This is a genomic window from Limnohabitans sp. (assembly GCF_040401495.1).
Lineage (GTDB): Bacteria > Pseudomonadota > Gammaproteobacteria > Burkholderiales > Burkholderiaceae_C > Limnohabitans.
This window is the reverse complement of the sequence record NZ_JBBAOI010000016.1, coordinates 26,815-50,182: the sequence shown is the minus strand read 5'-3', so window position 1 is coordinate 50,182 and position 23,368 is coordinate 26,815. Positions and strand designations below refer to the sequence as shown.

Sequence of the window (23,368 nt, the reverse complement as noted above, 5' to 3'; positions counted from 1 at the left end):
CCTGCCAAAGCCAAATCACATTGATGCACGCAAATTCTGAAAGCACCCCATGATTTGCACCAGTTGCTATTTCATCAACCCAAGCGAAAATGTTTTTTGCCAAAACTGCGGTTCGCAACTGCCGCATGTGCAAAACGAAAAACCCAATATTTCGCCGCTTATTTTGGCCAACACGCTTGACAACAGTTCACTGCTGATCTCGCGTGGCCCTTGGGAAATGCGTCTGGATTTATCCATACCATTTTTGCTGGTGGCTTTGGCCATCTTCCTCTTTAGCGGCAATGCAATTTACGCGTGGGTGGCAGTTGGTCTTGGCTTAGCTTTTGCCTTTTATAAAACTAACGATACGCAGCAGATTATTCGGCAAAGCATTCCAGTTGAACTTATCAACAAAACCATCATTGCCTATGGTCCCGCCAACACGTCCAATCGCTTCACGCTTTCCACGGGTGTTTTGTATTTACTCTCAGACGGCTTGTATTTCAAATCTTTTGACAGCAATGAGGACATCTCTTTTATCCATATCGAGATTTCTTTCACCGAGAGTGCCAAACGAATCAAGGGCTTGTCATTGTTTGCCAACTGGCATGAAATTCAAATGAACAATGGCATGAACGAAAAATTCACCTTCACGGTTCAAAACGGCGGGGAATGGATGCTGCTGATGAAGGTTTTGCGTTCCGAGATGAAGAAAAAATCTTCCTAAGGCCTGCTTAGGCAGCAAAAATATTTTGCATTTCCATTCTGATGCGGTAGGCAGGTAACGTGGTGTCCATGGCCACATCGTCCCAGCACAGGGATTGCCCCTTTTTCACATCACGTATTAACTTCACCTGATGCGCCAAGCCCAAAGGCAGCCCGCCCATGCGTGATGATGTACGGGCGGGGAGCAACTTGCCCCACACGGTGTAACCGCCCTCGCCATCGAGTATTTCTCCCGCTTTCAAATCTCGCTTTGCGGTGGCCACCACATCGGCTTGCCAACCCTGCGCCACACCTGTGGGCTCGCCTCGCAATGCCACACTGGCCACCGACATGCCGACCTCAAGCCCGATCAAATGCCAACGCTTGTACAAAGTGAAATAACGCCCCGTGGGGTCGGTATGCGCGTTGTACTCTTCGAAACAGTTTTTGATGTAATCCGTCTCGGCCTCCACCGTCACCCACACGCCCATTCGAATGTCATAAGGAATGACACGCCCATTGGCTTCGAGTGAAGAAATGACTTCCACCATGCCCTTGTGCTCCAACACACCACCCTCGCTGATGGGGCGTGTCACGAAAGGGATGTCTTCTACGCTGGCCGGTGGGTAGAGCAAGCCATTGCTGGGGACATCCAAACCTGTGGCGTTAGCCACCGCCGTGCTTTCAATAGAAGGTTTAGATCCATCTAAAAAACTATTGAACATTTTGGGGTTCAATCCGCCACGACTGGCTTGCTCTGGGGTGAGTCCGTAGTTGCCCCAAACGGTGTCAGGCGTGGACTCACAAAAATGCGGCAACCATTTGTGACCACGACCCGCCGCCACCACAGGGAAACCGCAGGTGCGAGCCCAATCGACCAAATCGCAAATCAACGCAGGTTGGTCACCAAAGGCCAGCGAATACACCACGCCAGCAAGAGCTGCTTTTCGCGCAAGCAAAGGGCCGCAGAATGCGTCTGCTTCCACCGTCACATTGACGACGTGCTTGCCATGCTCGAACGCAGCAAGGCAATGCTCGACCGCAGCGATGGGGTTGCCGGTGCATTCCACCACCACATCGATGCGCGGGTCACTCACCAAAGAGCGCCAATCTTCTGTGAGGAAAGTCTGTCGTTGCTGGAATGCTTCGTCCAAGGACTTGGCCTGCGATTGATGCTCGCTCCAGCCTACACGGGCCAAATTGGTTTTGGCGCTTGCCAGAGATAAATCAGCAATGCCTGCCAAATGCACCCCAGGGGTTCGCGGAACCTGAGCCAAGTACATGGCGCCAAACTTTCCCGCGCCAATCAGCGCAACGCGTATGGGATTGTTGTCTCGTTCGCGCTGCAGCAGTTGATGGTGCAAACTCATGCGGCTTCTTTGGCTTGGTCAAAAGGGACATCAGTCGTGACCAATGCGCTGGCGGGCAAGCCATTGGCCCAAGGCAAATCCACAGGGTAAGACGTGGATAAGCAATCGTCGGGCAAGCACTCGATGGGGGTGAAGTCTCTGTGCGCAATGAATTCAGGTCGTTTGTGGCGACGAATATGGTTGCTCACCGCACACAAACTCAGGTAGACACTGACACGGTTCCAAGGCGACAAATTGCTAGCAGAGGCATGAACTAAACAGCTGTGAAACAAAATCATCGAGCCTGCAGGGCCCGTGGGGCTGACAATGCCGCCGCGCTTACCGCCTGCGCGTGCAACCAATTGGCTGATCAGGTCGTTGTCCACGGTCCACAGGGGATAGCTGGTGGTGGTCAAATCGTGCTTTGCGTCGATCACACCTTTTTTGTGGCTGCCAGGGATGAACATCAAAGGGCCATTAAATTCATTCACATCATCCAAAAAGATGGCCACATTCATGGCTCGCTCAGTGGGCATCATGTCGTCGTTAAGCCATGTGCCGTAGTCTTGGTGCCATTGCCACACATCACCTTCAAAAGCCATCTTGCCGTTGATCTTGAACTGGTGCATGTAAAGTTTTTCACCAAACAAGTCTTCAACGGGCTCGATCATGCGTGGATGACGAGCCAATTTTGCAAAGGGTTCGCTGTACATATGTGCCGCAAAATTGGTGCGAACCGCGTCCTTGCCCTTTTCGCGCACATTGAAAGCTTCCCGACGGCTGTAAAGGCGAGGCACCTCTTCCACCATGACGCGGGTCTCTTCAGGGTTAAACAAACCAGGGAAAAATAAATAGCCCTCTTTGTCAAACTGAGCGTGCTGCTCTGGGGTCAATTTCATATGCGTCTCCTCTAGACCGGTATTCAGAATTCAACAAATTATCGCTATTTCCTAAAGTCTCTTCCTTTGAGGAATAGCAACCTTGGCCATAATCAGCGTTTTGCTGTCACCTAAGTGCCTGGAGTCTCGCCCATGAAAGCTTTTTTTCATCTTTTTTTCAGCCTGTTGCTATCGACCTCTACGGCATGGGGAGCAGATATTTCGGACGGTAATGCCCCACCCGACCTAGAGTCGGCGAAAGCCTTGATCGCCAAAAAGGACTGGAGTTCTGCCGTTGCAAGCTTGGAAAAATTTGTCAAAACCAATCCCAACAACGCCGATGGCTTTAACTTGCTGGGGTTTAGCTTGCGCAACAGCAAACGCTACCCTGAGGCCATCTTCAACTACAAGGAAGCCTTGCGCATTGACCCCAACCACCGCGGGGCACATGAATACCTAGGGCAAACCTATGTGCAAACCAAGCAAATCGATAAAGCCAAAGAATTGCTTGCCTCGCTTGAAAAAATTTGTGGCTTGCAATGCGAGGAATACCTCGATTTGAAAAAGTCCATTGATAAATTCAAGAAGTAAAAGCAGGCGGCTTCAAGGGTAAAGCAGTTTTATAGCGAACTTGCTTCAATGCAAAGCTGCTTCGAATTTTTTCGACACCTGGGATGGGCGAGAGTTGCTCCAATATAAATTTTTCTAAGGTCGCCATATCGGCAATGGCCACTCGAATCAAGTAATCGGAGTCCCCTGTCATCAGGTAGCACTCCATCACCTCGTCATGGTCAGCAATGCGCTTCTCAAATTCAGCCAAGGTCTGCTTGGACTGCTCTTTCAAGCTGATGGAGATAAAAACATTCAACCCAAGGCCCAAAGCCTTGGGTTCGGTCAGCGCCACATATTTTTGAATCACGCCCGAAGCCTCTAGCGCCTTGACCCGATTCAGACAAGGAGATGGCGAGAGGTGCACCCGTTTGGCTAGCTCGACATTGGTGATGGCGCTGTCTTGCTGCAATTGGTCTAATATTTTGTAATCAATCATATCTAACGACATAAAATTCCTTAAAAAGTAATTTTTTATATATTTTATGCTGATAAATATCGAAAATTGACTATATATAAGAGATTTATTTGGTCGCCTTCTCGCTACATTGGGGGTTATGAATAAAAGACTGGTCAACCCCTCCTTGCCCACAGCGAACATGGATCAAGATCCACAAGAGACCGCCGAGTGGCGTGACGCATTCAACGCCGTCGTGCTGCAACATGGGGCTGAACGTGCAGGTTTTTTGCTTGACCAACTCGTCTCACTGGCCCACCAAAAACAATTGGACTGGTCACCCGAGTTGGTCACACCCTACGTCAATACCATTGCCGTGGATGTTCAAACGCCCTTTCCTGGCGATTTAGCCATCGAAGAAAAAATTGCCTCGCTGATGCGCTGGAATGCGTTGGCGATGGTGGCAAGAGCTAACGCGGCTTACGGAGAACTCGGTGGCCATATTGCCAGTTACGCCAGCGCTGCTGATTTATTTGAAGTGGGGTTTAACCATTTCTTTCATGGCCGCAATCAACAACATGGCGGCGACTTGGTGTTTTTCCAACCCCACAGTGCGCCTGGCGTCTATGCAAGAGCCTTTCTAGAGGGTCGCTTAAGCGAACAGGATTTGGCGCATTACCGACAAGAGCTGAGTGCACCCCAAGCGGGGGCAAGAGGCTTATCGAGCTACCCTCACCCATGGTTGATGCCCGATTTTTGGCAATTCCCCACTGGCTCGATGGGGCTAGGGCCTATCAGTTCGATTTACCACGCCCGATTTATGCGCTACCTGTCGCACCGCCAACTGCTTGACTGCAGTCAGCGCAAAGTTTGGGGCGTGTTTGGCGATGGCGAAATGGACGAACCCGAGAGCATGAGCGCTTTGACGCTTGCGTCCCGCGAAAAATTAGACAACCTGGTATGGGTGGTTAACTGCAATTTGCAGCGCTTGGATGGCCCAGTTCGCGGAAATGGGCGCATCATTGATGAACTGGAAAAACTCTTTCGTGGCGCGGGCTGGAATGTGGTCAAACTCATTTGGGGCAGCGACTGGGATGGCTTGTTTGCCAGAGATACCCAACAAGCCTTGGTGAAAGCTTTTGCCAACACAGTGGACGGGCAAATGCAAACCTTTGCAGCCAAAGACGGGCGCTTCAATCGTGATAATTTTTTCGGACAAAACCCAGAGTTGACCCAACTCGCTCAAGGCCTGAGCGATGAACAAATTGACCGCTTGAAACGAGGCGGCCATGATTTGGTCAAAATCCATGCGGCTTATGCGGCAGCCGCGGTTCACCAAGGCCAACCCAGCGTCATCTTGGCGCACACCAAAAAAGGCTATGGCATGGGGCAAGCGGGTCAAGGCAAGATGACCACCCACAGTCAGAAAAAACTCGATGACACGGCGCTGCTGGAGTTTCGCAACCGCTTCAATCTTCCATTGAGTGACGAACAAGCCAAAGAGCTGGCGTTTTTCAAACCGCAAGACGACAGCCCTGAGATGCAATACCTTCATGCTCGGCGTCAACAATTGGGCGGCTACTTGCCCAAGCGTGAAACTGCTTGCGACACCATTGCCGTACCAGCCTTGAGCAGCTACGCGAACTTCGCAACCCTTGCTGATGGCAAAGAGATGTCGACCACCATGGCATTTGTTCGTTTGCTTGGCAATCTCATGAAAGACCCGCAGCTTGGCACACGCATCGTACCTATCGTGGCCGACGAAGCCCGCACCTTTGGCATGGCGAATCTGTTCAAACAAGTGGGCATTTATTCCAGTGTGGGGCAAAAGTATGAGCCCGAAGATATAGGCTCGGTGCTGAGTTACCGCGAAGCCATGGATGGCCAAATTTTGGAGGAAGGCATCAGCGAAGCTGGTGCGATTGCCAGTTGGACAGCTGCGGCCACGAGTTACAGCGTTCATGGCTTGGCCATGCTGCCTTTCTACATCTACTATTCCATGTTTGGCTTCCAGCGGGTGGGAGATGCGATTTGGGCTGCCGCAGACCAACGTGCCAGAGGCTTTTTACTGGGCGCCACCTCGGGGCGTACCACCTTGGGTGGCGAAGGCTTGCAGCACCAAGACGGCACCAGCCATTTGGTGGCGGCCACCATCCCTAATTGCAAAGCCTATGACCCAGCATTCGCTTGCGAGATGGCGGTCATCGTCGACCAAGGTATGCGAGAGATGATGGTTGACCAAAAAGATGTGTTTTATTACATCACCCTGATGAACGAAAACTATGCCCAGCCGGATCTGAAAACTGGTAGGGAGGCCGAGATTTTGCAAGGTATGTACCTGCTTTCAGATAACCGCTCAGCGGTGCCTCAAGCCACTGCAGAGGTGACGCTTTTGGGTTCGGGTGCCATTTTGCGAGAAGTGATGCAAGCCGCTGATTTATTGGCAAAGGAAGGCATTGCCTCAAAAGTGTTCAGTGTGACCAGTTGGAGTGAACTGGCCAGAAATGGGCAGACTTGTGAGCAGGTAGCCTTGACGGGAGGTGAAAACCTGACCCCGTTTGTCAGCACCCAACTGAGCAACACCCATGGGCCTGTGATTGCTGCCACTGACTATGTCAGGGCTGTCGCAGAAAGTGTGAGGGCCTACCTGCCCCCCAACAGACGCTACATAGCATTAGGCACCGATGGGTTTGGCCGCAGCGACACACGCGCGGAGTTAAGAAACTTTTTCCAAGTGGATGCGCACCACATCGCTAAAGCGGCCCGTGTGGCGCTGGCTCAAGCGTGATGTTTTTCAAACGCAAACATAAAGTCGCGCAGCTTTTGCACCGCTGAAAGCGACATGGCGTTGTAAATGGAGGCTCGCATACCGCCCGCGATACGGTGGCCGCGCAGTTGAACCATGCCTTGGGATTGCGCAACATTCAGGAACTCAGTGTTCAAGGATTCATCGCGCAAATAAAAAGTCACATTCATGCGAGAGCGATCTTCTGGGCGCACACGGTTGCTGAAGAAGCGACTTTGGTCTAAAAAATCATAGAGCAACTGGGACTTTGCAAGATTGCGCTCTTGCATGGCAGGCAAGCCACCTTCGCTTTGAATATGCTGCAAAACCAAACCCATGATGTAAATGGCATAGGTGGGCGGGGTGTTGTACATGGACTCGTTTTCGGCTTGTATTTGGTAGTTGAAGGCTGAGGGCGTTGAGGCCAACGCATGGCCCATCAAATCTTGGCGAACAATCACCAAAGTAACGCCAGAGGGTCCCATGTTTTTTTGTGCGCCTGCATAAATCAGTCCATAACGAGAGACGTCGATGGGTCGGGACATGATGTTGGAGGACATGTCGGCAACCAGAGGTACATCACCTGTGTTTGGCGTCCAATGGCATTCCACGCCACCAATGGTTTCATTGCTACAAAAATGCACATAGGCAGGCTTTTCTGACAACTGCCAAGTGGCTTGATCAGGCATACATGTGAAGCTTTGCGCTTGGGAACTGGCGGCGAGATGGACATGGCCGTAACCAGCGGCTTCTTGCATCGACTTGTCTGACCAATTGCCACTGACCACGTAGTCTGCCTGGCCTGTTGAGCCGATCAGGTTCATGGGCACGATCGCGTTTTGTGCAATAGCCCCGCCCTGCAACAACAACACACTGTAGTTGTCAGGAATGGCCAATAAAGTTTTTATCAGCGACTGTGTTTGGGCCAAGATTTGTGTGAACTCAGGCCCTCGGTGGCTCATCTCCATGACTGACATGCCACTTCCCTGCCAGTCCAGCATATCGCTGGCAGCTTGTCGCAAAACGGTCTCTGGCAAGGTAGCAGGGCCGGAACTGAAATTGATAACGCGGTTCATAGGGCTTAATCTGACAAGTCTATACCTTCTTGCAGCGCCACGCGTTGCAAAGCCTCCTCAAACAAAGCCCTCGCAGTGCCAGAGACCGCAGAGAGATAAGCGTGCAGCTTGGCATCATTGACCGAGCTATTCAAACATTCGCTACTGTATTTTTCAAAACTGCTGAGCTGAGCGATCAACTCGGCCACGTGGCGTGGACATTCGCACAGCACTTGGGTTGAAATAGCTGCAACACGCTGCAATACCTGATCAGAATAACGCCTCGCAGGAATGGTTTTGGTGGTCAATTGAGAAAGATGTCTTGACGGGTCTACGAACAGCACCGACTGCATGATGTCACTTAAATCGGTATCAGACACCGGCTCACGCCGCAAAAGCAAACCAGCGTTCTTCAAGTCTTGTAGGACCTGCTCAGAGGCATAGCGGTAAATCAGCAATCCTTTGCTGACTTTCAAACGCTGTTGCAGACGCAAGATATCGTCCGCGTAGTTGGAAAGCACCGATGATTGACTCAGTACCAGCATGGTGGAGGCGTCGTCCACTGCGGGCATTTCCGCCGAAGACAAAGCGTCTTGCAAATCAGTGAACACCTGCACTACCTTCAAACTGGCATGACCAAAACTCAAGGTGAACTTTTGCGTTTCTAAGCGTGAGGCCAAGTTGTAGCCAACGACCACCAAGGAAATCACTGCCGGCAGCACTTGACGTGCCGCGTGCACCTGCACCGCTTGGCGTGACTCATTCAACAAGCTTTGCAAGGATGAAATATCCAAGTCCGACAAGGTGCTGATGGCGTGCCCTTGTTGCGTCAAGCTTTTCAGCAAGGTGACTTTGAGCACATCTTGGTCACTGTAAAGACGATGGCCGCCATCGGTTTTGGGTGGCGTGACTACCGAGTAGCGGCGCTCCCATACCCGCAAAGTTGCTACAGGCAAACCAGCCAGTTTGGCCACCGCGCCAATTCTGTACCTGCCTTGCATGGGGTCGGTTGAAGTATTACGCTGCATATCGCCCTCTTTTCCGATTGATTGAATAGGTTTTGACCTAATATTAACTCGATAATGACTCATATTTATTCTTTTTTATTGAAATTGTTCTTTTTTAACCTATATTACAACTATGAAATCGATTCATACCACTCTTTAGTGGTTAACACCCTGAGATAAAGTCTGGAGATTGATATGTTTTCTAAACTGACGCAAAACGCGGTCAACACCATGTTGTGGGTATGCAAGCATCAGGACAATGGGCCTGTCACCACCGAAATTGTCAGTAAACGGCTAGGTCTATCGGTGTCTTACTTAGAGTCTTTGTTCTCTCAACTGAAGAAACATGGTTTTGTGGTTTCTTACCGTGGCCCGGGTGGTGGGTATTGCACGCAAGGAAAACCAACTGAAGTTATGTTGTTGGATCTGGTTAAGCATTTCGATTTTCAAGAGCAATCCAAACACCGCCCCCGCGAAGATCAAGGGGAGATGAGCAAAGACGTGATTTCGCACCTGATGAAAAGTTTTTGGGAAACCCATTTGCAGGGTTTGAGTTTGGCCGACGTCATGCACCAATTGCCAGATGATGCTTGGGGCGGCGTACCCTCAACGACTGCATCAGCCAAACTCGATCCTCGGAAATTTAAACCCCTTCAAGTGCCCAAATTACCAACGGGGCCCAATTCGGTTTTCACATTAGCCCATTCTTTAGCCGCCTAAGTACCAGCCTTAGCCAGCAAGGCTATGCGCTAAAGTCTGCATCATTTTAAAAATAAGATGCAGTTCTATGAATCACGTTTACCATTCAAGCAGTCCTTGGAAAAACCGAATTGAAGATTTCATGGAAAACCCATGGATTCAAAATTTTTTGGTTTTCCTTATTTTGCTCAATGCAGTAATCCTTGGCTTAGAAACCGATGCCGACATCATGAGCAGCATTGGTATGCAATTGATTTTGGTTGACCACGCTATTTTGTGGATCTTCATCGCTGAAATCGTGATTCTCATCACAGCAAGAGGTCTTGCTTATTTCAAAGATCCTTGGTGTGTATTCGACTTTGTTGTTGTAGGTATTGCGCTTATTCCTGCTTCGGGCTCTTTATCTGTCTTAAGAGCTTTAAGGGTTTTGCGGGTACTTCGTCTGATCAACAAAGTCGAAAGCATGCGCAAAGTGGTGGGCGGTTTGCTCGGCTCTTTGCCAGGACTGGGCTCTGTTTTTGGTTTGATTTTGATTATTTTTTATGTGGCGGCCGTGATCGCAACGAATCTCTTTCGCCATGATTTCCCCCAATGGTTTGGCGACTTGGGGGCGAGTGCGTTTACTTTGTTTCAAATCATGACCTTGGAAGGTTGGTCACAAGAACTGGCCAGACCCATCATGGAGGTTTTCCCCTATGCCTGGATATTTTTTGTTATTTTTATTCTCATTGCTACTTTCATTGTCTTCAATCTGTTCATCGCAGTCATCGTGGACTCCATCACGGCTGATAAAGAACAAGATAGAAAAGACCACGCACAATTCAACGCCATAGAGCATGAATTGCGCACCGTACACCGTGAACTCAGTGAGTTGCGTCAGTTGCTTGAAAAGCAAACGGCGCAGTCACCACCTCGCTCTTGACCATGCGCAGCTGGCCGCTTCCTCACAACAACATGTTTGAATGCCGTGTTAGGTCAGCCCTGCCTATGCCCGAAGGTTTGCGTCGCCTGATTGGTACGCATATTCGGCAAATGACAGGGTCAACCCAGTCATTGGACAACTTCAAACAACCCCTTGGCGACCCAGGATTGCTAGGACCCGACTCACAGGCTTGGCGGGTCCATGCGCATTTCATCAGCATGATGGTGGGGGGCTTGTCTTCGCTGATGTTGCAAGCTTTGCATCCGCGGGCCTTGGCAGCGGTTTGGGACCATTCAAATTTTCGCCATGACCTTAAAGCACGATTGGGTAGAACCGCTTACTTTGTCGCTATCACCACCTACGGGCCTAGCGAGTTGGCCTTGAAAGCCATAGACCGCGTCAATCGAATTCATGCCAATGTGCATGGCTCCATGCCCGATGGTTCTGCCTATGTGGCCAATGAACCCGAACTGCTGCGCTGGGTGCATTTAGGCGAGGTGAGTAGTTTTTTACGTGCCTACCAAAGTTTTTCACTCAACCCACTTGAGCACGCAGAGGAAGACCGCTACTTGGCCGAAATGACGTTGATTGGCAAACACCTCGGCATAAATGATTTGCCCCAGACCAAGCAAGCCAGCGAACAAGCCCTGCTTGCCTTTTTGCCTGACTTGCGGTTCGATCATCGAACTGCAGAGATCATCAAGGTGATTGAGAACTATCCCAGCACCCTGTGGGAGCGGCCTCTGATCAAGTTGGTGATACGAGCCGCATTTGATGAACTCCCGGATTGGGTCTTGGCCATGCTAGGTCGAACGCCTTCAAGCCCCCTGCACAAACAAGCCGTTCGTCATGCACTTCAGCTTGCAGGCTTACCGCTTCAAGCGGCACTTGACGAAGAAGGTGTCGCTGCTTTTTCGCGTAAAAGAATGGCGCTTCATCGCTGAAAATTTTTGCCCCATGAAGGTGCATTACTCTCTACGCGCACTGTTATCGGGCAATAGTGCTGGCTGCAAGCCCTTGAAAACTTAAAAAAACAGATATTCATTGAGCGTTGCACTGAAAAGTAGCAAAGATATGCTGGGCATAAAGTCTGCTTAAGCATAGGTAACACCTATTCAATCAAGGCGGATCTTCATGGCACACGCCATATTTGATGAAATGCGGCAATCCAACGGATTGGCACGATCGCACTACACCCCCTTTGATACATGGCTGAAAGGTATTTCTGCCGAAACCATCCAGCAAAAACAAAATGAGGCGGATTTGATTTTTCGCCGCACTGGGATTACTTTTTCTTTGAACGGTGACGAGGGTGGTACAGAACGCCTGATTCCCTCTGACTTGATCCCCCGCATCATTGATGCAGGCGAATGGGCCTTGATGGAGAAGGGCTTGGTTCAACGCGTGACGGCCATCAATATGTTTTTGCATGATGTCTATCACCAACAGTCCATCTTAAAAGCCGGCATTGTGCCAAGCGAGGAAGTCTTGGCCAATACACAGTTCATGCCCATGATGTTGGGACTGGACTTGCCCCACCAAATCTACGCGCATATTGCAGGTGTAGACATCATTCGCCATGCAGATGGCAGCTTTTATGTGTTGGAAGATAACCTTCGTGTGCCCTCGGGCGTGTCATACATGCTGAGTAACCGCATCTTGATGATGCGACTCTTCCCAGACCTGTTTCGCCGCTACGCAGTTCGACCAGTTGAACACTACCCTGCACTCTTGCTACAAACCCTCAGATCTTCTAGCTGGGTAGAACAACCAACCGTAGTGCTGCACACACCTGGCCGGTTTAACAGTGCCTACTTTGAGCATGCATTTTTGGCCAAGCAAATGGGCATCGAACTGGTTGAAGGTTCAGACCTGTTTGTCAGAGATGGTTTTGTTTATATGCAAACCACCGAAGGACCGCAACAAGTGGATGTGATCTACCGCCGCGTGGACGACACCTATATGGACCCCTTGTGCTTTCAAGCAGACTCGTACATCGGTGTGCCTGGCTTGGCTTCGGTTTACCGACAAGGCAATGTCATCATTGCCAATGCCTTGGGAACCGGTGTGGCTGACGACAAATCCATCTACCCCTTTGTGCCAGCGATGATTCGTTTTTACCTTCAAGAAGAACCCATTTTGAAGAACGTCCAAACTTGGCAATGTCGTCATGCTGACGAATTGAGCTATGTGTTGGCGAACCTAAAAGACTTGGTGGTCAAAGAGGTGCATGGCGCAGGCGGCTACGGCATGTTGGTAGGTCCTGCATCCACCAAGAGTGAAATTGACGCTTTTGCCAAGCGCATCAAAGCCCATCCGGATAATTACATTGCACAGCCCACGCTGAGCCTGTCGACCTGCCCTATTTTTGTAGACCAAGGCATTGCACCACGACACATCGATTTACGCCCCTTTGTGCTGATGGGAGACAAAACCCGCATCGTGCCGGGTGGCTTGACCCGAGTAGCTTTGAGAGAGGGCTCTTTGGTAGTGAACTCCTCTCAGGGGGGCGGCACCAAGGACACTTGGGTGCTTGAAGAGAGCGAGGCTCACTGATGTTGTCTCGTGTTGCTGCGCAACTCTATTGGATGTCTCGCTACCTTGAACGTGCAGAAAACATGGCGCGAATCTTGGAGGTGGGACAGTCGTTTGCTCTGGTTTCAGCCAGCGACAGCCAAGGCGACGATGTTGATGCCATCAAAGAACCCTTGGTCATCACTGACACACTTGCTGCTTTTGAAACCACTGGCAAACCCTTTCGTTCAGACCAAGTAGCGCAATTCTTGGCATGGGACCAAGACCATCCCTCCTCTATTTTCAATTGCATACAAGCCAGCCGAGAAAATGCACGAGCGGTTCGCGGTGCCATGACGGTAGAAATGTGGGAATGTATCAATGACACATGGCTGGAGTTGCTGACACGCAAAAAGAAAATGCTGCGCAACGATACCGTCGTTGATTCAAGTTTTTTTGAATGGATCAAGCAGCGCTCTCACCTTTTTCGTGGCGTTACCTTTGCTACTGTTCAACGTGACCAGCCCTACCATTTCATTCGACTTGGCACCTACCTTGAACGCGCAGACAATACAGCGCGTATTTTGAGCGTCAAGACACGACGCCAAGCAGAAGAAGGCAACGACATGGTGGACGACTACTACCGGCTTGGCGCAGTGCTTCGATCAGTCAGCGCTTTGGAGGCGTACCGAGATACCTACCGTGACACCATCGATGCCGATCGTGTTGCTGAATTATTGATATTCAATCCAAGGGTTCCACGTTCTCTGCATTTTTGTTTGGATGAGTGCGCTCTCATACTCAGTCAACTTCCTCAGCAAACAGGGCGTGAAGCTCGCAAACGTTGCGCCAACCTTTTGACCCACTTACGCTATGGCGCATTGAAAGAGGTATATGCACTGGGTTTGGAAGATTATTTAGAGAAATTTGTCGAAGAAAACATAGGTCTTGCACAAGCTGTGCAAACCGAGTATTTGGAAGTTTTGTCATGAAATTGCAAATCTTCCACGAAACCACCTATACCTACGATCAGCCCATGCGCCGAAGCATACAAATGCTGCGCATGTCGCCCCCGCAAACCGCAAGACAACAAATCAGTCAATGGCAACTTGTGCTGCCAGTCAAAGCCACGCCATGGACAGATGCCTATGGCAACCAATGTCACTGTTTGGTGTTAGACAAGCCTTTGCAATCGATTGTCCTCAGAGCTCAGGGTGTGATTGAACTCATGCAAAGCGACCAAGGGGAACCCGAGGGGCCCGTACCGCCTGCGGTTTTCTTGCGCATAACGCCACTGACACAGCCGGATTCCGCGATCAAAGCGTTTATAGAACCGTTTCGGCAAACTGTTCGTTCCCGCCCCTACCTTGGCTTGCACGATGTGATGCTGGCCTTGCTCAATCAAATGCCGTATGAAAAAGGTCACACCCAAGTAGGCTTCAGTGCAGCCCAATCTTTTGCAGTCGGCAAAGGCGTGTGCCAAGACCACACGCATGTGTTTTTGGCTTGTGTCCGACACTTAGGTTTGCCCGCTAGGTATGTCAGCGGTTATCTCAATTCAGAGGATCAAGGCCATGTGGCCAGCCATGCCTGGGCAGAAGTTTGGATTGGCGCACGTTGGGTTGGGTTTGACGTCAGTAATTCGGTCGGGGCAGACCAAGGCCATATTCGCTTGGCGCATGGACTTGACTACGATGATGCAAGTCCTGTTCGGGGTGTGCGCATTGGAGGCGGCAACGAAACCTTGGACAGTTTTGCGAAAGTAGGATTGGTTAACTTCACTCAGCAATAAACCGCTATGACCTATTGTGTTGCGATGGCATTGAACGAGGGTTTGTTGTTCGCCTCTGATTCACGCACCAATGCAGGTGTGGATCATGTCTCCACGTTTTGCAAAATGACGGTGTTTGAAACACTGGGCGAAGGTGTGATCGTCATGCTCAACAGCGGTAATCTGGCAACCACCCAACAGGTCGTCAGTCGTATCAAGCATTACGAAAATAAAACTGGCGAATCCTTAACGTCCATGGGCTCCTTGTTCGCTGTCGCAGAGCTGCTTGGCAAAGAGTTGCGTGACGTCATCACTACCACGCAAAACGAAGCACCAGAGCAGTCCTCGGTGGATTTTTCTGCGACATTTTTGTTGGGCGGTCAGCTCAAAGGCGAAGCACCTCGCCTGTTCATGGTCTACCCGCAAGGTAACTTTATTGAGTCCTCTGCCGATACCTCTTTCTTTCAAATTGGCGAGAGCAAGTATGGCAAACCCATCTTAGACCGCGTCATTCAACCGGAGCTGAGTTTGTACAAGGCCGCTAAATGCGCCTTGGTGTCGTTTGACTCCACCATCAAAAGTAATCTCTCCGTCGGACTGCCCATCGACTTTGCAATGGTCAAACGAGATGGTCTATGTGTTTTCAAACGCCACCGCATCGACGAAGGCGATGACTACTTCCGCGATCTGCGCAGCAGCTGGAGCCAAGGACTGCGAAATGTGTTCAACCAACTTCCTGAACCTGATTGGCTGAAATAATCTGTATATTCCAGCTACAGATTGATTCATGACCTACGACACAACCCTCCCTTACCCACGAGACTTGGTTGGTTACGGCCGACAAGCTCCCCATGCCAACTGGCCAGGACAGGCACGTGTGGCGGTTCAGTTCGTGCTGAATTACGAAGAAGGTGGAGAAAACGCCGTCATGCATGGTGACGCGGGGTCTGAGCAGTTTTTGTCTGAAATGTTCAACCCGCCTAGCTTTGCAGCGAGACATATGAGCATGGAAGGCATCTACGAATACGGCTCACGTGCAGGTGTGTGGCGCATACTTCGTGAGTTTGAAAAACGTCAACTCCACTTAACGGTTTTTGGCGTGAGTATGGCGCTACAGCGTCATCCTGAGCTGACCGCAGCACTGATTGCGCAAGGACACGAGATTGCCTGCCACGGTTGGCGTTGGATTCACTACCAAAATATCGATGAAGACGCTGAGCGTCAACACATGCAAACAGGCATGGACATCATCCAAAAGATGACAGGGCAAGCGCCTCTGGGTTGGTACACCGGACGAGACAGCCCGAATACACGGCGTCTGGTAGTGGACCATGGTGGATTTGAATATGACAGCGACTACTACGGGGATGATTTGCCTTTTTGGATGAAGGTCGCCAAGACCAATGGCGAGGTTGTTGCGCATTTGGTGGTGCCTTACACCCTAGACACCAACGACATGCGCTTTTCTTTACCGCAAGGATTTTCCCAAGCAGAAGATTTCTTCATCTACCTTCGTGACAGCTTTGATGCGCTTTATGCTGAAGGGGCAGAATCGCCGAAAATGATGAGTGTTGGTATGCACTGCAGATTACTGGGCCGCCCTGGTCGCATCGTTGCTTTGCAAAAGTTCTTAGACCACATTGCCAAGTTCGACCGCGTTTGGGTTTGCAAGCGTATCGATATTGCCAAGCATTGGAAACAACACCATCCCTATCAGGAAAAAACGTGAGCAATTACAGCCAACTTGACCAATGGATAGATGCCCATTTCGACGAACAGGTGCAATTTTTACAAACATTGGTGCGCATCCCTACAGATACACCGCCTGGAAACAATACCCCCCACGCCTTGAAAACTGCCGCTTTGTTAGAACAAATGGGTTTGCCCTGCCAGCGCTTAGAAGTGCCAGAGGCAGAGGTCAAAGCCCAAGGTCTGACCTCGATCACCAATTTGATTGTCAAACGGCATTACGGTGAAGGTTTGGTGATTGCCCTGAACGCCCATGGTGATGTAGTGCCCCCTGGTGAGGGTTGGACACACGACCCCTATGGCGGTGACATTGTTGACGGCAAAATTTATGGACGAGCCACTGCTGTCAGCAAATGCGATTTTTCTACCTTCACTTTTGCGCTGCGCGCTTTGGAGGCCGTCGCCAAACCCAGCAAAGGTCAAGTAGAACTTCAATTCACCTATGACGAAGAATTTGGTGGCGAAGTTGGCCCTGGATGGCTTTTGTCGCACGGCCACACCAAACCCGACTTGATGATTGCTGCAGGCTTTAGCTACCAAGTGATCACTGCACACAACGGTTGTCTGCAAATGGAAGTCACGGTCCACGGAAAAATGGCACACGCTGCCATACCTGACAGTGGCATAGATGCTTTGCAGGGCGCCGTGGCATTGCTCAACGCTTTGTATGCGCAAAATGCCTTGTATAAAAAAATCACTTCTACAGTTGAAGGCATCAGCCATCCTTACCTGAATGTGGGTTTGATTGAAGGTGGAACCAATACCAACGTAATTCCTGGCACAGTGATTTTCAAGTTGGACCGGCGCATGATTCCCGAAGAAGACCCTGTGCAAGTCGAAGCGTCTATTCGCCAAGTCTTGGAACAAGCCGTCGCTGCTTACAACAGCCAACGTGACGCAGCACACGCCATTCATATCGATATCAGGCGAATGCTGATGGCCCATGCCATGAAACCCTTGCCTGGCAATAAACCTTTGGTCGATGCTTTACAAAAACACGCCAGCACAATTTTTGGCGAACCTATTCCTGCAGTGGGAACGCCCTTGTATACCGATGTTCGCTTGTATGTGGAGCAAGGCATCCCTGGCGTTATTTACGGCGCTGGCCCTCGCACCGTACTGGAATCCCACGCCAAACGTGCCGACGAACGTCTCGACTTAGAGGACCTGCGCAGAGCCACCAAAGTCATTGCACGCAGTTTGTCTGACCTGCTGAGCTAAGCGCAGCCGTTTAACGGTCTATCAGTCTAAAGTCCATCTCGGGCGGCATTTGCGTCCAAGTGGTATCAAAGCCATTGAAAGAACGATGTGAGGCAGGCAACGCCCGTTGCAAATACAGATCAACGCCTGCAGACACGCTGTCAATCAAAGGCAAATCGACCGAGGCTTGCAAGTCTGCCGCATAACCGGCCAAACCTGCGCCACCCAAAATCACCGATTTCACGCCGGTTTGCGCTGCTTTACGGCAGGCCTGAGCCAACACACGCAAAGCAAGCTCACGGTCAGCCAACAACTGTGCGCCTGTCTCAAGAACCAACTCAATATGCTGCAACTGTGACGCAAAACCCAAGCCAAGCGCAAGTCGCTCCAGCATAGGTTTCCAGCGAACGCCTCCCGTCACGATGGCAAAGGGACCCAAGCGAGAAGCTTGTATGAAGGAGGCTTCAGCCAGCCCTGTGACGGGCGCAGCACTGGCTTCGCGCAAAGCAAACAAGCCAGGATCGCCAAAACAGGCAATAACAACACCATCAGGCGCATGGTCTGCCGAGTGCAGATGGTGTGCCCAAGCGTCAAGCAAGGCATGACTGGCCACTGCGTGAGAGGCCTCACAAGCAATATAGGGGGCTCCGAAACGGGCATTGATGCAATCCAATGCGACATCACTTGGCAAAAGGGTTTGCAAGTGGGAAGACAGGCGCTGTGTGGTGGCTTGGCCTGTGTTGGGGTTGATGACGAGTAAGTGACGCACAGCGAATCAGTCTTGCAACAACTGTTCTAAATCCACAGATTGAATTTGAGCCAGCGTGAAATTCAATTGACTTTCAATGGTGTTGAGATGCGCGATGACTTGAAGCGGCGCCTCTGTGGTGTCTCGCAAGCGAATTGCATCTAAGAGTTTTTTATGCTCTTGGCAGCCACATGCGGCGTGCTGCCTGCGCAGTCCTGGGTCTCGGGATCCCCAGGCCATCAAGATCAGAGAATTTCTGGAAATCAATTCACGCATCATTCGGCCAAAGGTTTCATGGCCTGCAATTTCAGAAATATACAGATGAAACTCACCAGACAAACGAATGGCTTTATGCCAATCGCCTGCATCTTGAGCTTGTCCCTCTTGGGTAATCATTCTGGACAAATGGGCAATATCGTGCGCTTGCGCTTTTGCCATGAATCGAAGCACCAGAACGGGTTCAATCAGACGACGGGCTTCAAATACCTCGATGGATTCTTGCTGTGTGGGTTGAGAGACCGAAGCACCACGGTTATGCGTGAGCGTGATGATTCGCTCATTGGCCAGACGAACCAAAATGGGTTTGATTCGGGTTCGCGAGACACCAAAAATACCGCATAAGCGGTCTTCTGTCAAACGGGTACCGGGTGGCAATCGATGATCGAGAACAGACTCCACAATCCGCTCATAAATCGCTTGGTCACTCCACACAACATGGTCTTCCTTGAAGGCCGTACTGCTCATTTTCGCCCTCTTCGAAGCCAAGCACTTGTAGACAATGCAATGCCAATGACGGCAAAAGAAATCAAGGTGGTAACACTGCCCAAGGCATAAATAGCGGGATTGGTGACTGTGGTGGTCAAGCCTTGAAGCTCAAGAGGCAAGGTATTGACGTCGCCAATGGCCTGAGATGTGCGGGCAATTTCATCCCAGCTTAGAGTAAAACCAAACATGCCCACACCCACCACCGAGGGGGCAATAAGTGGAAAAACCACGTGCTTAAAGGTCTGCCAAGGTGTGGCACCCAAGTCTTGTGCGGCCTCTTCATAAGCGGGATTAAAGCGGTTGAAAACCGCAAACATGATGAGCAAGCCAAAAGGCAAAGTCCATGTCAGGTGTGCCCCCATGGCTGAGGTAAATAAGCCCAGCGATGTTCCAAAATTTTCTAAAAGATCGGTCATACCCCAAGCTTCAAGAACAGACTTGATGCCGGTGTCGAGCAAGCGAAATTGAAGACCAATGCCCAAGGACACGATGATGGAGGGCATGATGAGGCTAGCCACCGTGACATAAAAAAGAGCATCGCCACCGCGTAATTTTTTGCGAAACGCCAAACCAGCCAATACTGACATCAGCATGGTGATCAGCATTACCACCGAACCCAGCAACAAGGAGCGTTTAAATGCTGCACCAATGTCTACAACCCCCAAGCCTTCAGCCAATTTGTAAAACCAGTGCAGTGAAACGCCACGCAAAGGAAAGGTCAAACCACCCTCAGGCCCTTGAAAGCTCAAAATAAAAATCGTGATCATCGGCCCGTACAAGAACAAAACAAAGCCGACAAACACGGCAAGCAGTCCCCAAAATCCTGCAGGTTTCTTTTGTGCGTAGGATATTCGAGCCATGGATCAAAGCTCCTTGCGAATATCAACGAGGCGGGTAAGGCCCCAAATAATCATAAGCACCACCAAAAGCAAAATCACTGCGTTGGCCGCAGCCAGTGGAAACTGCAAGAAAGAGGTTTGCACTTGGATGATTTTGCCCACAGAGGCGATTTGCTGCCCCCCCATAACGCCTATGGTGACGAAGTCACCCATGACAATGGTGATGACAAAAATAGATCCAATGATGATGCCGGTTCGTGACAATGGAATCACTACATTCCAAAGCGTTTGCCAAGGCGTTGCCCCCGTGTCGTAGGCGGCTTCAATCAATGAGCGATCAATACGCATCATGGAATTGAAGATGGGGACAATCATGAACATGGTGTAGAGATGCACAAAGGCCAACACCACGGAGAATTGAGAAAACAAAAGCCATTCAATGGGTTGGTTCACCAAGCCCATGTTTTGCAGAGTTTGATTGACCAAGCCGTTGCGACCCAGCAAGGGAATCCAAGAAATCATGCGAATGACATTGGATGTCCAAAAAGGTACCGTGCACAACACAAACAAAAGCGTCTGCGTTGAAGACGACTGAACGCAAAACGCCAAAAAATAAGCGATTGAAAAACCCAGCACCAGCGTAATTGCCCACACCATCAAGCTGATGCTGATGGTGGACCAGTAAGTTTTCAAGGTAACGCAAACATCGCCATAGTCATTCAAGCTGGAACAGCCTTCAAAAATACTGAAGTAACTGTGCAAGGTAAAGGAGGGAATCATTTCATATTCATTGAATTCCCAGAAACTGACCATGAAGATCAGTCCCAAGGGAATCAGAAAAAACAGCAGAAACACCAGTGAATAGGGCGTGGCTTGCCACAGCGCAGAAATGCGCCAAGGTGCCGCTGTTTTCACGGTGTTCTGCTGATGACTCATGGCTTAAACAGAACCCATCAAGCTGCGACGAATTCGTTCCATTTCTTAACCATGTACTCGTTTTCATCCATCACAGCATTCCAGCAAGCGATGCCACCCATACGGGTTTCATAGCTGCCGCCGTCACGCACGCTACCGGCTTTGGCCAACAAGTCGCCATTGGGAGACTTGATGTCTTTGGCCGCAGGTTTGCCTTCCATCCAGTAAGCCCACTCGTAGGCTTCCATTTTGGCTTTAGCTGTTTCCAACACCGCGCTGTAATAGCCTTGGCGATTAAGGTATGCACCCGCCCAGCCGTCCAAGAACCAGTTGATGAACTCGTACACGCCGTCGGCTTTTTTGCCACTCACGGACTTGGGCACACCAAAACCAGCCGCCCACGCACGGTATCCCTCTTTCAATGGCTGGAACACGCAGTCAATGCCTTTGGTACGCACAGCAGTCACTGCGGGTGACCACATGGACTGGATCACCACTTCACCAGAAGCCATCAAGTTGACGGACTCATTGAAGTCTTTCCACAAGGCACGGAATTGACCGGCTTTTTTGGCTTCAATCAAGGTCTTGATGGTCAAGTCGATTTCGGCCTTGGTCATATTGCCTTTGTCGGGGTATTTGTAAATACCTTTGGCTTCAACCACCATAGCAGCATCCATGATGCCGATGGAAGGGATATTCAAAATAGCAGCCTTGCCTTTGAATTCTGGGTTGAGCAACTCGGCCCATGAGCTAATGGGACGCTTAATCAAGTCAGGGCGAATACCTAAAGTGTCTGCGTTGTACACGGTGGGGATAAGAGTCATGTACTGTGTGGGCGTGGCAGAGAAAGTCTTGCTATCGGGTTTGTCCAAGTACATAACTTTCTTAGGCGCGGTACCTTGGTCGCCCACTTTTTTACCAGCCACTTCACCTTTGGTGAACAAGGTGGTGATCTTGTCGGCGTTTTTGATGCGCTTGGTGTCGATACCCAACAAATTACCAGTAGGAACGATTTTCTTCAAAGAGAAGTACTCGGTGTCGATCAAATCAAACGAATTGGGCGCAGTCACTGCACGTTTGGTCACGTCATCAGTGGTGACGGCAACGTATTGAATTTCAATGCCGGTATCGGCTTTGAATTTTTCAGCAATGGCTTTGTCTTGGTTCACAGCTGTACCAAGGTAGCGCAACACAATCTTTTCGCTGGCATGCACAGCTGGGAAGATACCGCTTGCCAAAATAGCAGCAGTACCTTTTAAAACTGAACGGCGACCAGTCGCCAATTGATCTACAGAGGGTTTTTCGTCTTTCATGGTCTTCCTTCTAAGGGGTTAAAAAACCTGAGATCGTCAGGCGGCGAGAGTGAACATGGGTTTAATGGGTTGACAACACATGGCCGTCAGCTTCTTGCCATTGCAAGTGATAGGTTTGTCCTGAAGTCCAATTCGATTTAACGTTTGATTCAGGCAACATCACGCTCATGGTTTCTGTGTGTTGTCCTTGTGGGGCAAATGCCAGCAAGCAGTAACTGCCTTGAAACTCAATGTCGATCAGTGAGGCCTGAACGCCAGGGCTGCTGCCCGCTTGAGACGATTCAAGCACTTCAATTTTGTCGCTTCGAACTGCAACCAAGCCTTGCGAAGTTTTGACAAGGTTGTGACCACCCATAAAACGGGCAACAAATTCTGAAGCGGGACGGTTAAATACTTCTTGGGGTGTACCAGCTTGCTCAATGCGTCCGTGGTTCATCACCACCATGGTGTCTGCCAAGGCCATAGCCTCCTCTTGCGAGTGGGTCACATGGATGAACGTCAAACCCAATTCTTTTTGCCAACGGCGTAATTCAGCTCGCATCTGTATACGCAAGAAAGGGTCGAGGGCTGACAAAGGCTCATCGAGCAAAAGCACCCTTGGCTCCATGATCAGCGCTCTGGCCAAAGCAATGCGCTGCTGCTGTCCGCCTGACAATTCAGAGGGAAAGCGCTGGGCATAAGACTGCATGGCCACACGTTCCAACAAAGCATGGGCACGTTGATGACGCTCAGCCTTGCCGACACCGCGCATCTTCAAACTGAAAGCCACGTTGTCTAAAGAGTTGAGGTGGGGAAACAAGGCATAGCTTTGAAACATCATGGCCGTACCGCGTTCTGCAGCAGTAGCGTTTGTGATATTTCGTCCACCCAAAATCACATCGCCAGAGGTCACCACTTCATGACCCGCCACCATGCGCAAGGTAGAAGTTTTGCCACAACCGGATGGCCCCAACAAGCAACAGTAATGGTTGGTGGGCACCTTTAAATCAATGCTGTCCACAGCAATGCTGTCAGCGCTGTAATGCTTGGACAACGCAATCAATTCCAGGGTGTTGTCACTAACGTATGTGGAGAGAGGCATGCAATTTCCCTAGCAATCAAGATGCCAACCGATTTTTGGCCTGTTTGTATGCAAAGATAATCGAAATTGCATTCAATCGGTGCTGAAA

At 50.3% G+C, this 23,368-nt stretch carries 23 protein-coding genes; 12 read left to right on the top strand and 11 right to left on the bottom strand.

The features are described from left to right. Positions 1-49: 49 nt before the first annotated feature. A complete protein-coding gene (locus AC9UEO_RS10265) occupies positions 50-706 on the top strand; it encodes a hypothetical protein (RefSeq protein ID WP_509532822.1) in 657 nt (218 codons plus the stop codon). A 7-nt stretch (positions 707-713) separates the two neighbouring features. Here AC9UEO_RS10265 and AC9UEO_RS10260 read toward each other — a convergent pair whose 3' ends face one another. Together AC9UEO_RS10260 and AC9UEO_RS10255 are read right to left on the bottom strand one after the other, a co-directional pair. Further along, positions 714-2,054 carry an NAD(P)H-dependent oxidoreductase gene (locus AC9UEO_RS10260; RefSeq protein WP_509532820.1) on the bottom strand — a complete coding sequence of 447 codons (1,341 nt, stop codon included), beginning with the start codon at positions 2,052-2,054 and terminating at the stop codon, positions 714-716. Continuing rightward, positions 2,051-2,932 (bottom strand): phytanoyl-CoA dioxygenase family protein, encoded by an 882-nt coding sequence (locus tag AC9UEO_RS10255; RefSeq protein ID WP_509532817.1) that lies wholly within the window; start codon positions 2,930-2,932, stop codon positions 2,051-2,053. Before AC9UEO_RS10255 ends, AC9UEO_RS10260 begins: the two co-directional genes overlap by 4 nt. 132 nt (positions 2,933-3,064) lie before the next feature. Between AC9UEO_RS10255 and AC9UEO_RS10250 the strand changes: the two genes are divergently transcribed. Beyond that, entirely contained in the window at positions 3,065-3,502 is a 438-nt protein-coding gene (locus AC9UEO_RS10250; RefSeq protein ID WP_509532814.1) for a tetratricopeptide repeat protein, read from the top strand. On the opposite strand, the gene AC9UEO_RS10245 is transcribed toward AC9UEO_RS10250, so the two are convergent. Continuing rightward, positions 3,492-3,971, bottom strand: coding sequence for an Lrp/AsnC family transcriptional regulator (locus AC9UEO_RS10245; RefSeq protein WP_509532811.1), 480 nt, complete (start codon positions 3,969-3,971; stop codon positions 3,492-3,494). The genes AC9UEO_RS10250 and AC9UEO_RS10245 overlap by 11 nt on opposite strands. Before the next feature lie 106 nt (positions 3,972-4,077). Here AC9UEO_RS10245 and mdeB point away from each other — a divergent pair, with 106 nt between their 5' ends. Next, positions 4,078-6,705: an alpha-ketoglutarate dehydrogenase gene (gene mdeB / locus AC9UEO_RS10240; RefSeq protein ID WP_509532809.1), complete on the top strand. Its 2,628-nt coding sequence runs from the start codon at positions 4,078-4,080 to the stop codon at positions 6,703-6,705. On the opposite strand, the gene serC is transcribed toward mdeB, so the two are convergent. Continuing rightward, positions 6,696-7,778 carry a 3-phosphoserine/phosphohydroxythreonine transaminase gene (serC, locus tag AC9UEO_RS10235; protein WP_509532806.1) on the bottom strand — a complete coding sequence of 361 codons (1,083 nt, stop codon included), beginning with the start codon at positions 7,776-7,778 and terminating at the stop codon, positions 6,696-6,698. The two genes, mdeB and serC, sit on opposite strands and share 10 nt — an antisense overlap. Positions 7,779-7,783: 5 nt before the next feature. Further along, the gene (locus AC9UEO_RS10230; RefSeq protein ID WP_509532803.1) at positions 7,784-8,785 is read right to left on the bottom strand and encodes a MerR family transcriptional regulator; all 1,002 of its coding nucleotides are present in this window, start codon (positions 8,783-8,785) and stop codon (positions 7,784-7,786) included. Positions 8,786-8,959: 174 nt separating this feature from the next. Between AC9UEO_RS10230 and AC9UEO_RS10225 the strand changes: the two genes are divergently transcribed. The 9 genes from AC9UEO_RS10225 to AC9UEO_RS10185 all read left to right on the top strand — a co-directional run bounded on the left by AC9UEO_RS10225 (position 8,960) and on the right by AC9UEO_RS10185 (position 17,640). Beyond that, the gene (locus AC9UEO_RS10225; protein ID WP_509532801.1) at positions 8,960-9,484 is read left to right on the top strand and encodes an RrF2 family transcriptional regulator; all 525 of its coding nucleotides are present in this window, start codon (positions 8,960-8,962) and stop codon (positions 9,482-9,484) included. Between the two features lie 67 nt (positions 9,485-9,551). Further along, positions 9,552-10,385: an ion transporter gene (locus tag AC9UEO_RS10220; RefSeq protein ID WP_509532798.1), complete on the top strand. Its 834-nt coding sequence runs from the start codon at positions 9,552-9,554 to the stop codon at positions 10,383-10,385. Positions 10,386-10,417: 32 nt separating this feature from the next. Continuing rightward, positions 10,418-11,329: an oxygenase MpaB family protein gene (locus AC9UEO_RS10215; RefSeq protein WP_509532795.1), complete on the top strand. Its 912-nt coding sequence runs from the start codon at positions 10,418-10,420 to the stop codon at positions 11,327-11,329. Between the two features lie 190 nt (positions 11,330-11,519). Next, the gene (locus AC9UEO_RS10210) at positions 11,520-12,941 is read left to right on the top strand and encodes a circularly permuted type 2 ATP-grasp protein (protein WP_509532793.1); all 1,422 of its coding nucleotides are present in this window, start codon (positions 11,520-11,522) and stop codon (positions 12,939-12,941) included. Continuing rightward, the gene (locus tag AC9UEO_RS10205; RefSeq protein WP_509532790.1) at positions 12,941-13,891 is read left to right on the top strand and encodes an alpha-E domain-containing protein; all 951 of its coding nucleotides are present in this window, start codon (positions 12,941-12,943) and stop codon (positions 13,889-13,891) included. The genes AC9UEO_RS10210 and AC9UEO_RS10205 overlap by 1 nt, the downstream gene beginning before the upstream one ends. Then, positions 13,888-14,691: a transglutaminase family protein gene (locus AC9UEO_RS10200; protein ID WP_509532788.1), complete on the top strand. Its 804-nt coding sequence runs from the start codon at positions 13,888-13,890 to the stop codon at positions 14,689-14,691. Before AC9UEO_RS10205 ends, AC9UEO_RS10200 begins: the two co-directional genes overlap by 4 nt. Positions 14,692-14,715: 24 nt before the next feature. Then, positions 14,716-15,429, top strand: coding sequence for a proteasome-type protease (locus tag AC9UEO_RS10195; RefSeq protein WP_509532785.1), 714 nt, complete (start codon positions 14,716-14,718; stop codon positions 15,427-15,429). Positions 15,430-15,457: 28 nt separating this feature from the next. After that, positions 15,458-16,399 carry an allantoinase PuuE gene (gene puuE / locus AC9UEO_RS10190; RefSeq protein ID WP_509532783.1) on the top strand — a complete coding sequence of 314 codons (942 nt, stop codon included), beginning with the start codon at positions 15,458-15,460 and terminating at the stop codon, positions 16,397-16,399. Beyond that, complete coding sequence (locus tag AC9UEO_RS10185; protein ID WP_509532780.1) at positions 16,396-17,640, top strand: M20 family metallopeptidase; 1,245 nt, start codon at positions 16,396-16,398, stop codon at positions 17,638-17,640. Before puuE ends, AC9UEO_RS10185 begins: the two co-directional genes overlap by 4 nt. Before the next feature lie 10 nt (positions 17,641-17,650). On the opposite strand, the gene AC9UEO_RS10180 is transcribed toward AC9UEO_RS10185, so the two are convergent. The 6 genes from AC9UEO_RS10180 to AC9UEO_RS10155 all read right to left on the bottom strand — a co-directional run bounded on the left by AC9UEO_RS10180 (position 17,651) and on the right by AC9UEO_RS10155 (position 23,280). Beyond that, positions 17,651-18,388: an aspartate/glutamate racemase family protein gene (locus tag AC9UEO_RS10180; protein WP_509532777.1), complete on the bottom strand. Its 738-nt coding sequence runs from the start codon at positions 18,386-18,388 to the stop codon at positions 17,651-17,653. Positions 18,389-18,394: 6 nt separating this feature from the next. Then, complete coding sequence (locus AC9UEO_RS10175) at positions 18,395-19,111, bottom strand: GntR family transcriptional regulator (RefSeq protein WP_509532774.1); 717 nt, start codon at positions 19,109-19,111, stop codon at positions 18,395-18,397. Then, on the bottom strand, positions 19,108-19,992 hold the full coding sequence (locus AC9UEO_RS10170; protein ID WP_509532771.1) for an ABC transporter permease: 885 nt from the start codon (positions 19,990-19,992) through the stop codon (positions 19,108-19,110). The genes AC9UEO_RS10175 and AC9UEO_RS10170 overlap by 4 nt, the downstream gene beginning before the upstream one ends. 3 nt (positions 19,993-19,995) lie before the next feature. Beyond that, on the bottom strand, positions 19,996-20,907 hold the full coding sequence (locus AC9UEO_RS10165) for an ABC transporter permease (RefSeq protein ID WP_509532768.1): 912 nt from the start codon (positions 20,905-20,907) through the stop codon (positions 19,996-19,998). Positions 20,908-20,924: 17 nt separating this feature from the next. Then, positions 20,925-22,199: an ABC transporter substrate-binding protein gene (locus AC9UEO_RS10160; protein ID WP_509532766.1), complete on the bottom strand. Its 1,275-nt coding sequence runs from the start codon at positions 22,197-22,199 to the stop codon at positions 20,925-20,927. A 61-nt stretch (positions 22,200-22,260) separates the two neighbouring features. Beyond that, positions 22,261-23,280 carry an ABC transporter ATP-binding protein gene (locus AC9UEO_RS10155; protein ID WP_509532763.1) on the bottom strand — a complete coding sequence of 340 codons (1,020 nt, stop codon included), beginning with the start codon at positions 23,278-23,280 and terminating at the stop codon, positions 22,261-22,263. Between the last annotated feature and the right edge of the window lie 88 nt (positions 23,281-23,368).

Excerpts from the sequence above, each read along its gene's own strand:
- AC9UEO_RS10265 (WP_509532822.1), top strand. The coding sequence starts at position 50 with ATGATTTGCACCAGTTGCTATTTCATCAACCCAAGCGAAAATGTTTTT.
- AC9UEO_RS10260 (WP_509532820.1), bottom strand. The coding sequence starts at position 2,054 with ATGAGTTTGCACCATCAACTGCTGCAGCGCGAACGAGACAACAATCCC.
- AC9UEO_RS10255 (WP_509532817.1), bottom strand. The coding sequence starts at position 2,932 with ATGAAATTGACCCCAGAGCAGCACGCTCAGTTTGACAAAGAGGGCTAT.
- AC9UEO_RS10250 (WP_509532814.1), top strand. The coding sequence starts at position 3,065 with ATGAAAGCTTTTTTTCATCTTTTTTTCAGCCTGTTGCTATCGACCTCT.
- AC9UEO_RS10245 (WP_509532811.1), bottom strand. The coding sequence starts at position 3,971 with ATGTCGTTAGATATGATTGATTACAAAATATTAGACCAATTGCAGCAA.
- mdeB (WP_509532809.1), top strand. The coding sequence starts at position 4,078 with ATGAATAAAAGACTGGTCAACCCCTCCTTGCCCACAGCGAACATGGAT.
- serC (WP_509532806.1), bottom strand. The coding sequence starts at position 7,778 with ATGAACCGCGTTATCAATTTCAGTTCCGGCCCTGCTACCTTGCCAGAG.
- AC9UEO_RS10230 (WP_509532803.1), bottom strand. The coding sequence starts at position 8,785 with ATGCAGCGTAATACTTCAACCGACCCCATGCAAGGCAGGTACAGAATT.
- AC9UEO_RS10225 (WP_509532801.1), top strand. The coding sequence starts at position 8,960 with ATGTTTTCTAAACTGACGCAAAACGCGGTCAACACCATGTTGTGGGTA.
- AC9UEO_RS10220 (WP_509532798.1), top strand. The coding sequence starts at position 9,552 with ATGAATCACGTTTACCATTCAAGCAGTCCTTGGAAAAACCGAATTGAA.
- AC9UEO_RS10215 (WP_509532795.1), top strand. The coding sequence starts at position 10,418 with ATGTTTGAATGCCGTGTTAGGTCAGCCCTGCCTATGCCCGAAGGTTTG.
- AC9UEO_RS10210 (WP_509532793.1), top strand. The coding sequence starts at position 11,520 with ATGGCACACGCCATATTTGATGAAATGCGGCAATCCAACGGATTGGCA.
- AC9UEO_RS10205 (WP_509532790.1), top strand. The coding sequence starts at position 12,941 with ATGTTGTCTCGTGTTGCTGCGCAACTCTATTGGATGTCTCGCTACCTT.
- AC9UEO_RS10200 (WP_509532788.1), top strand. The coding sequence starts at position 13,888 with ATGAAATTGCAAATCTTCCACGAAACCACCTATACCTACGATCAGCCC.
- AC9UEO_RS10195 (WP_509532785.1), top strand. The coding sequence starts at position 14,716 with ATGGCATTGAACGAGGGTTTGTTGTTCGCCTCTGATTCACGCACCAAT.
- puuE (WP_509532783.1), top strand. The coding sequence starts at position 15,458 with ATGACCTACGACACAACCCTCCCTTACCCACGAGACTTGGTTGGTTAC.
- AC9UEO_RS10175 (WP_509532774.1), bottom strand. The coding sequence starts at position 19,111 with ATGAGCAGTACGGCCTTCAAGGAAGACCATGTTGTGTGGAGTGACCAA.
- AC9UEO_RS10170 (WP_509532771.1), bottom strand. The coding sequence starts at position 19,992 with ATGGCTCGAATATCCTACGCACAAAAGAAACCTGCAGGATTTTGGGGA.
- AC9UEO_RS10165 (WP_509532768.1), bottom strand. The coding sequence starts at position 20,907 with ATGAGTCATCAGCAGAACACCGTGAAAACAGCGGCACCTTGGCGCATT.
- AC9UEO_RS10160 (WP_509532766.1), bottom strand. The coding sequence starts at position 22,199 with ATGAAAGACGAAAAACCCTCTGTAGATCAATTGGCGACTGGTCGCCGT.
- AC9UEO_RS10155 (WP_509532763.1), bottom strand. The coding sequence starts at position 23,280 with ATGCCTCTCTCCACATACGTTAGTGACAACACCCTGGAATTGATTGCG.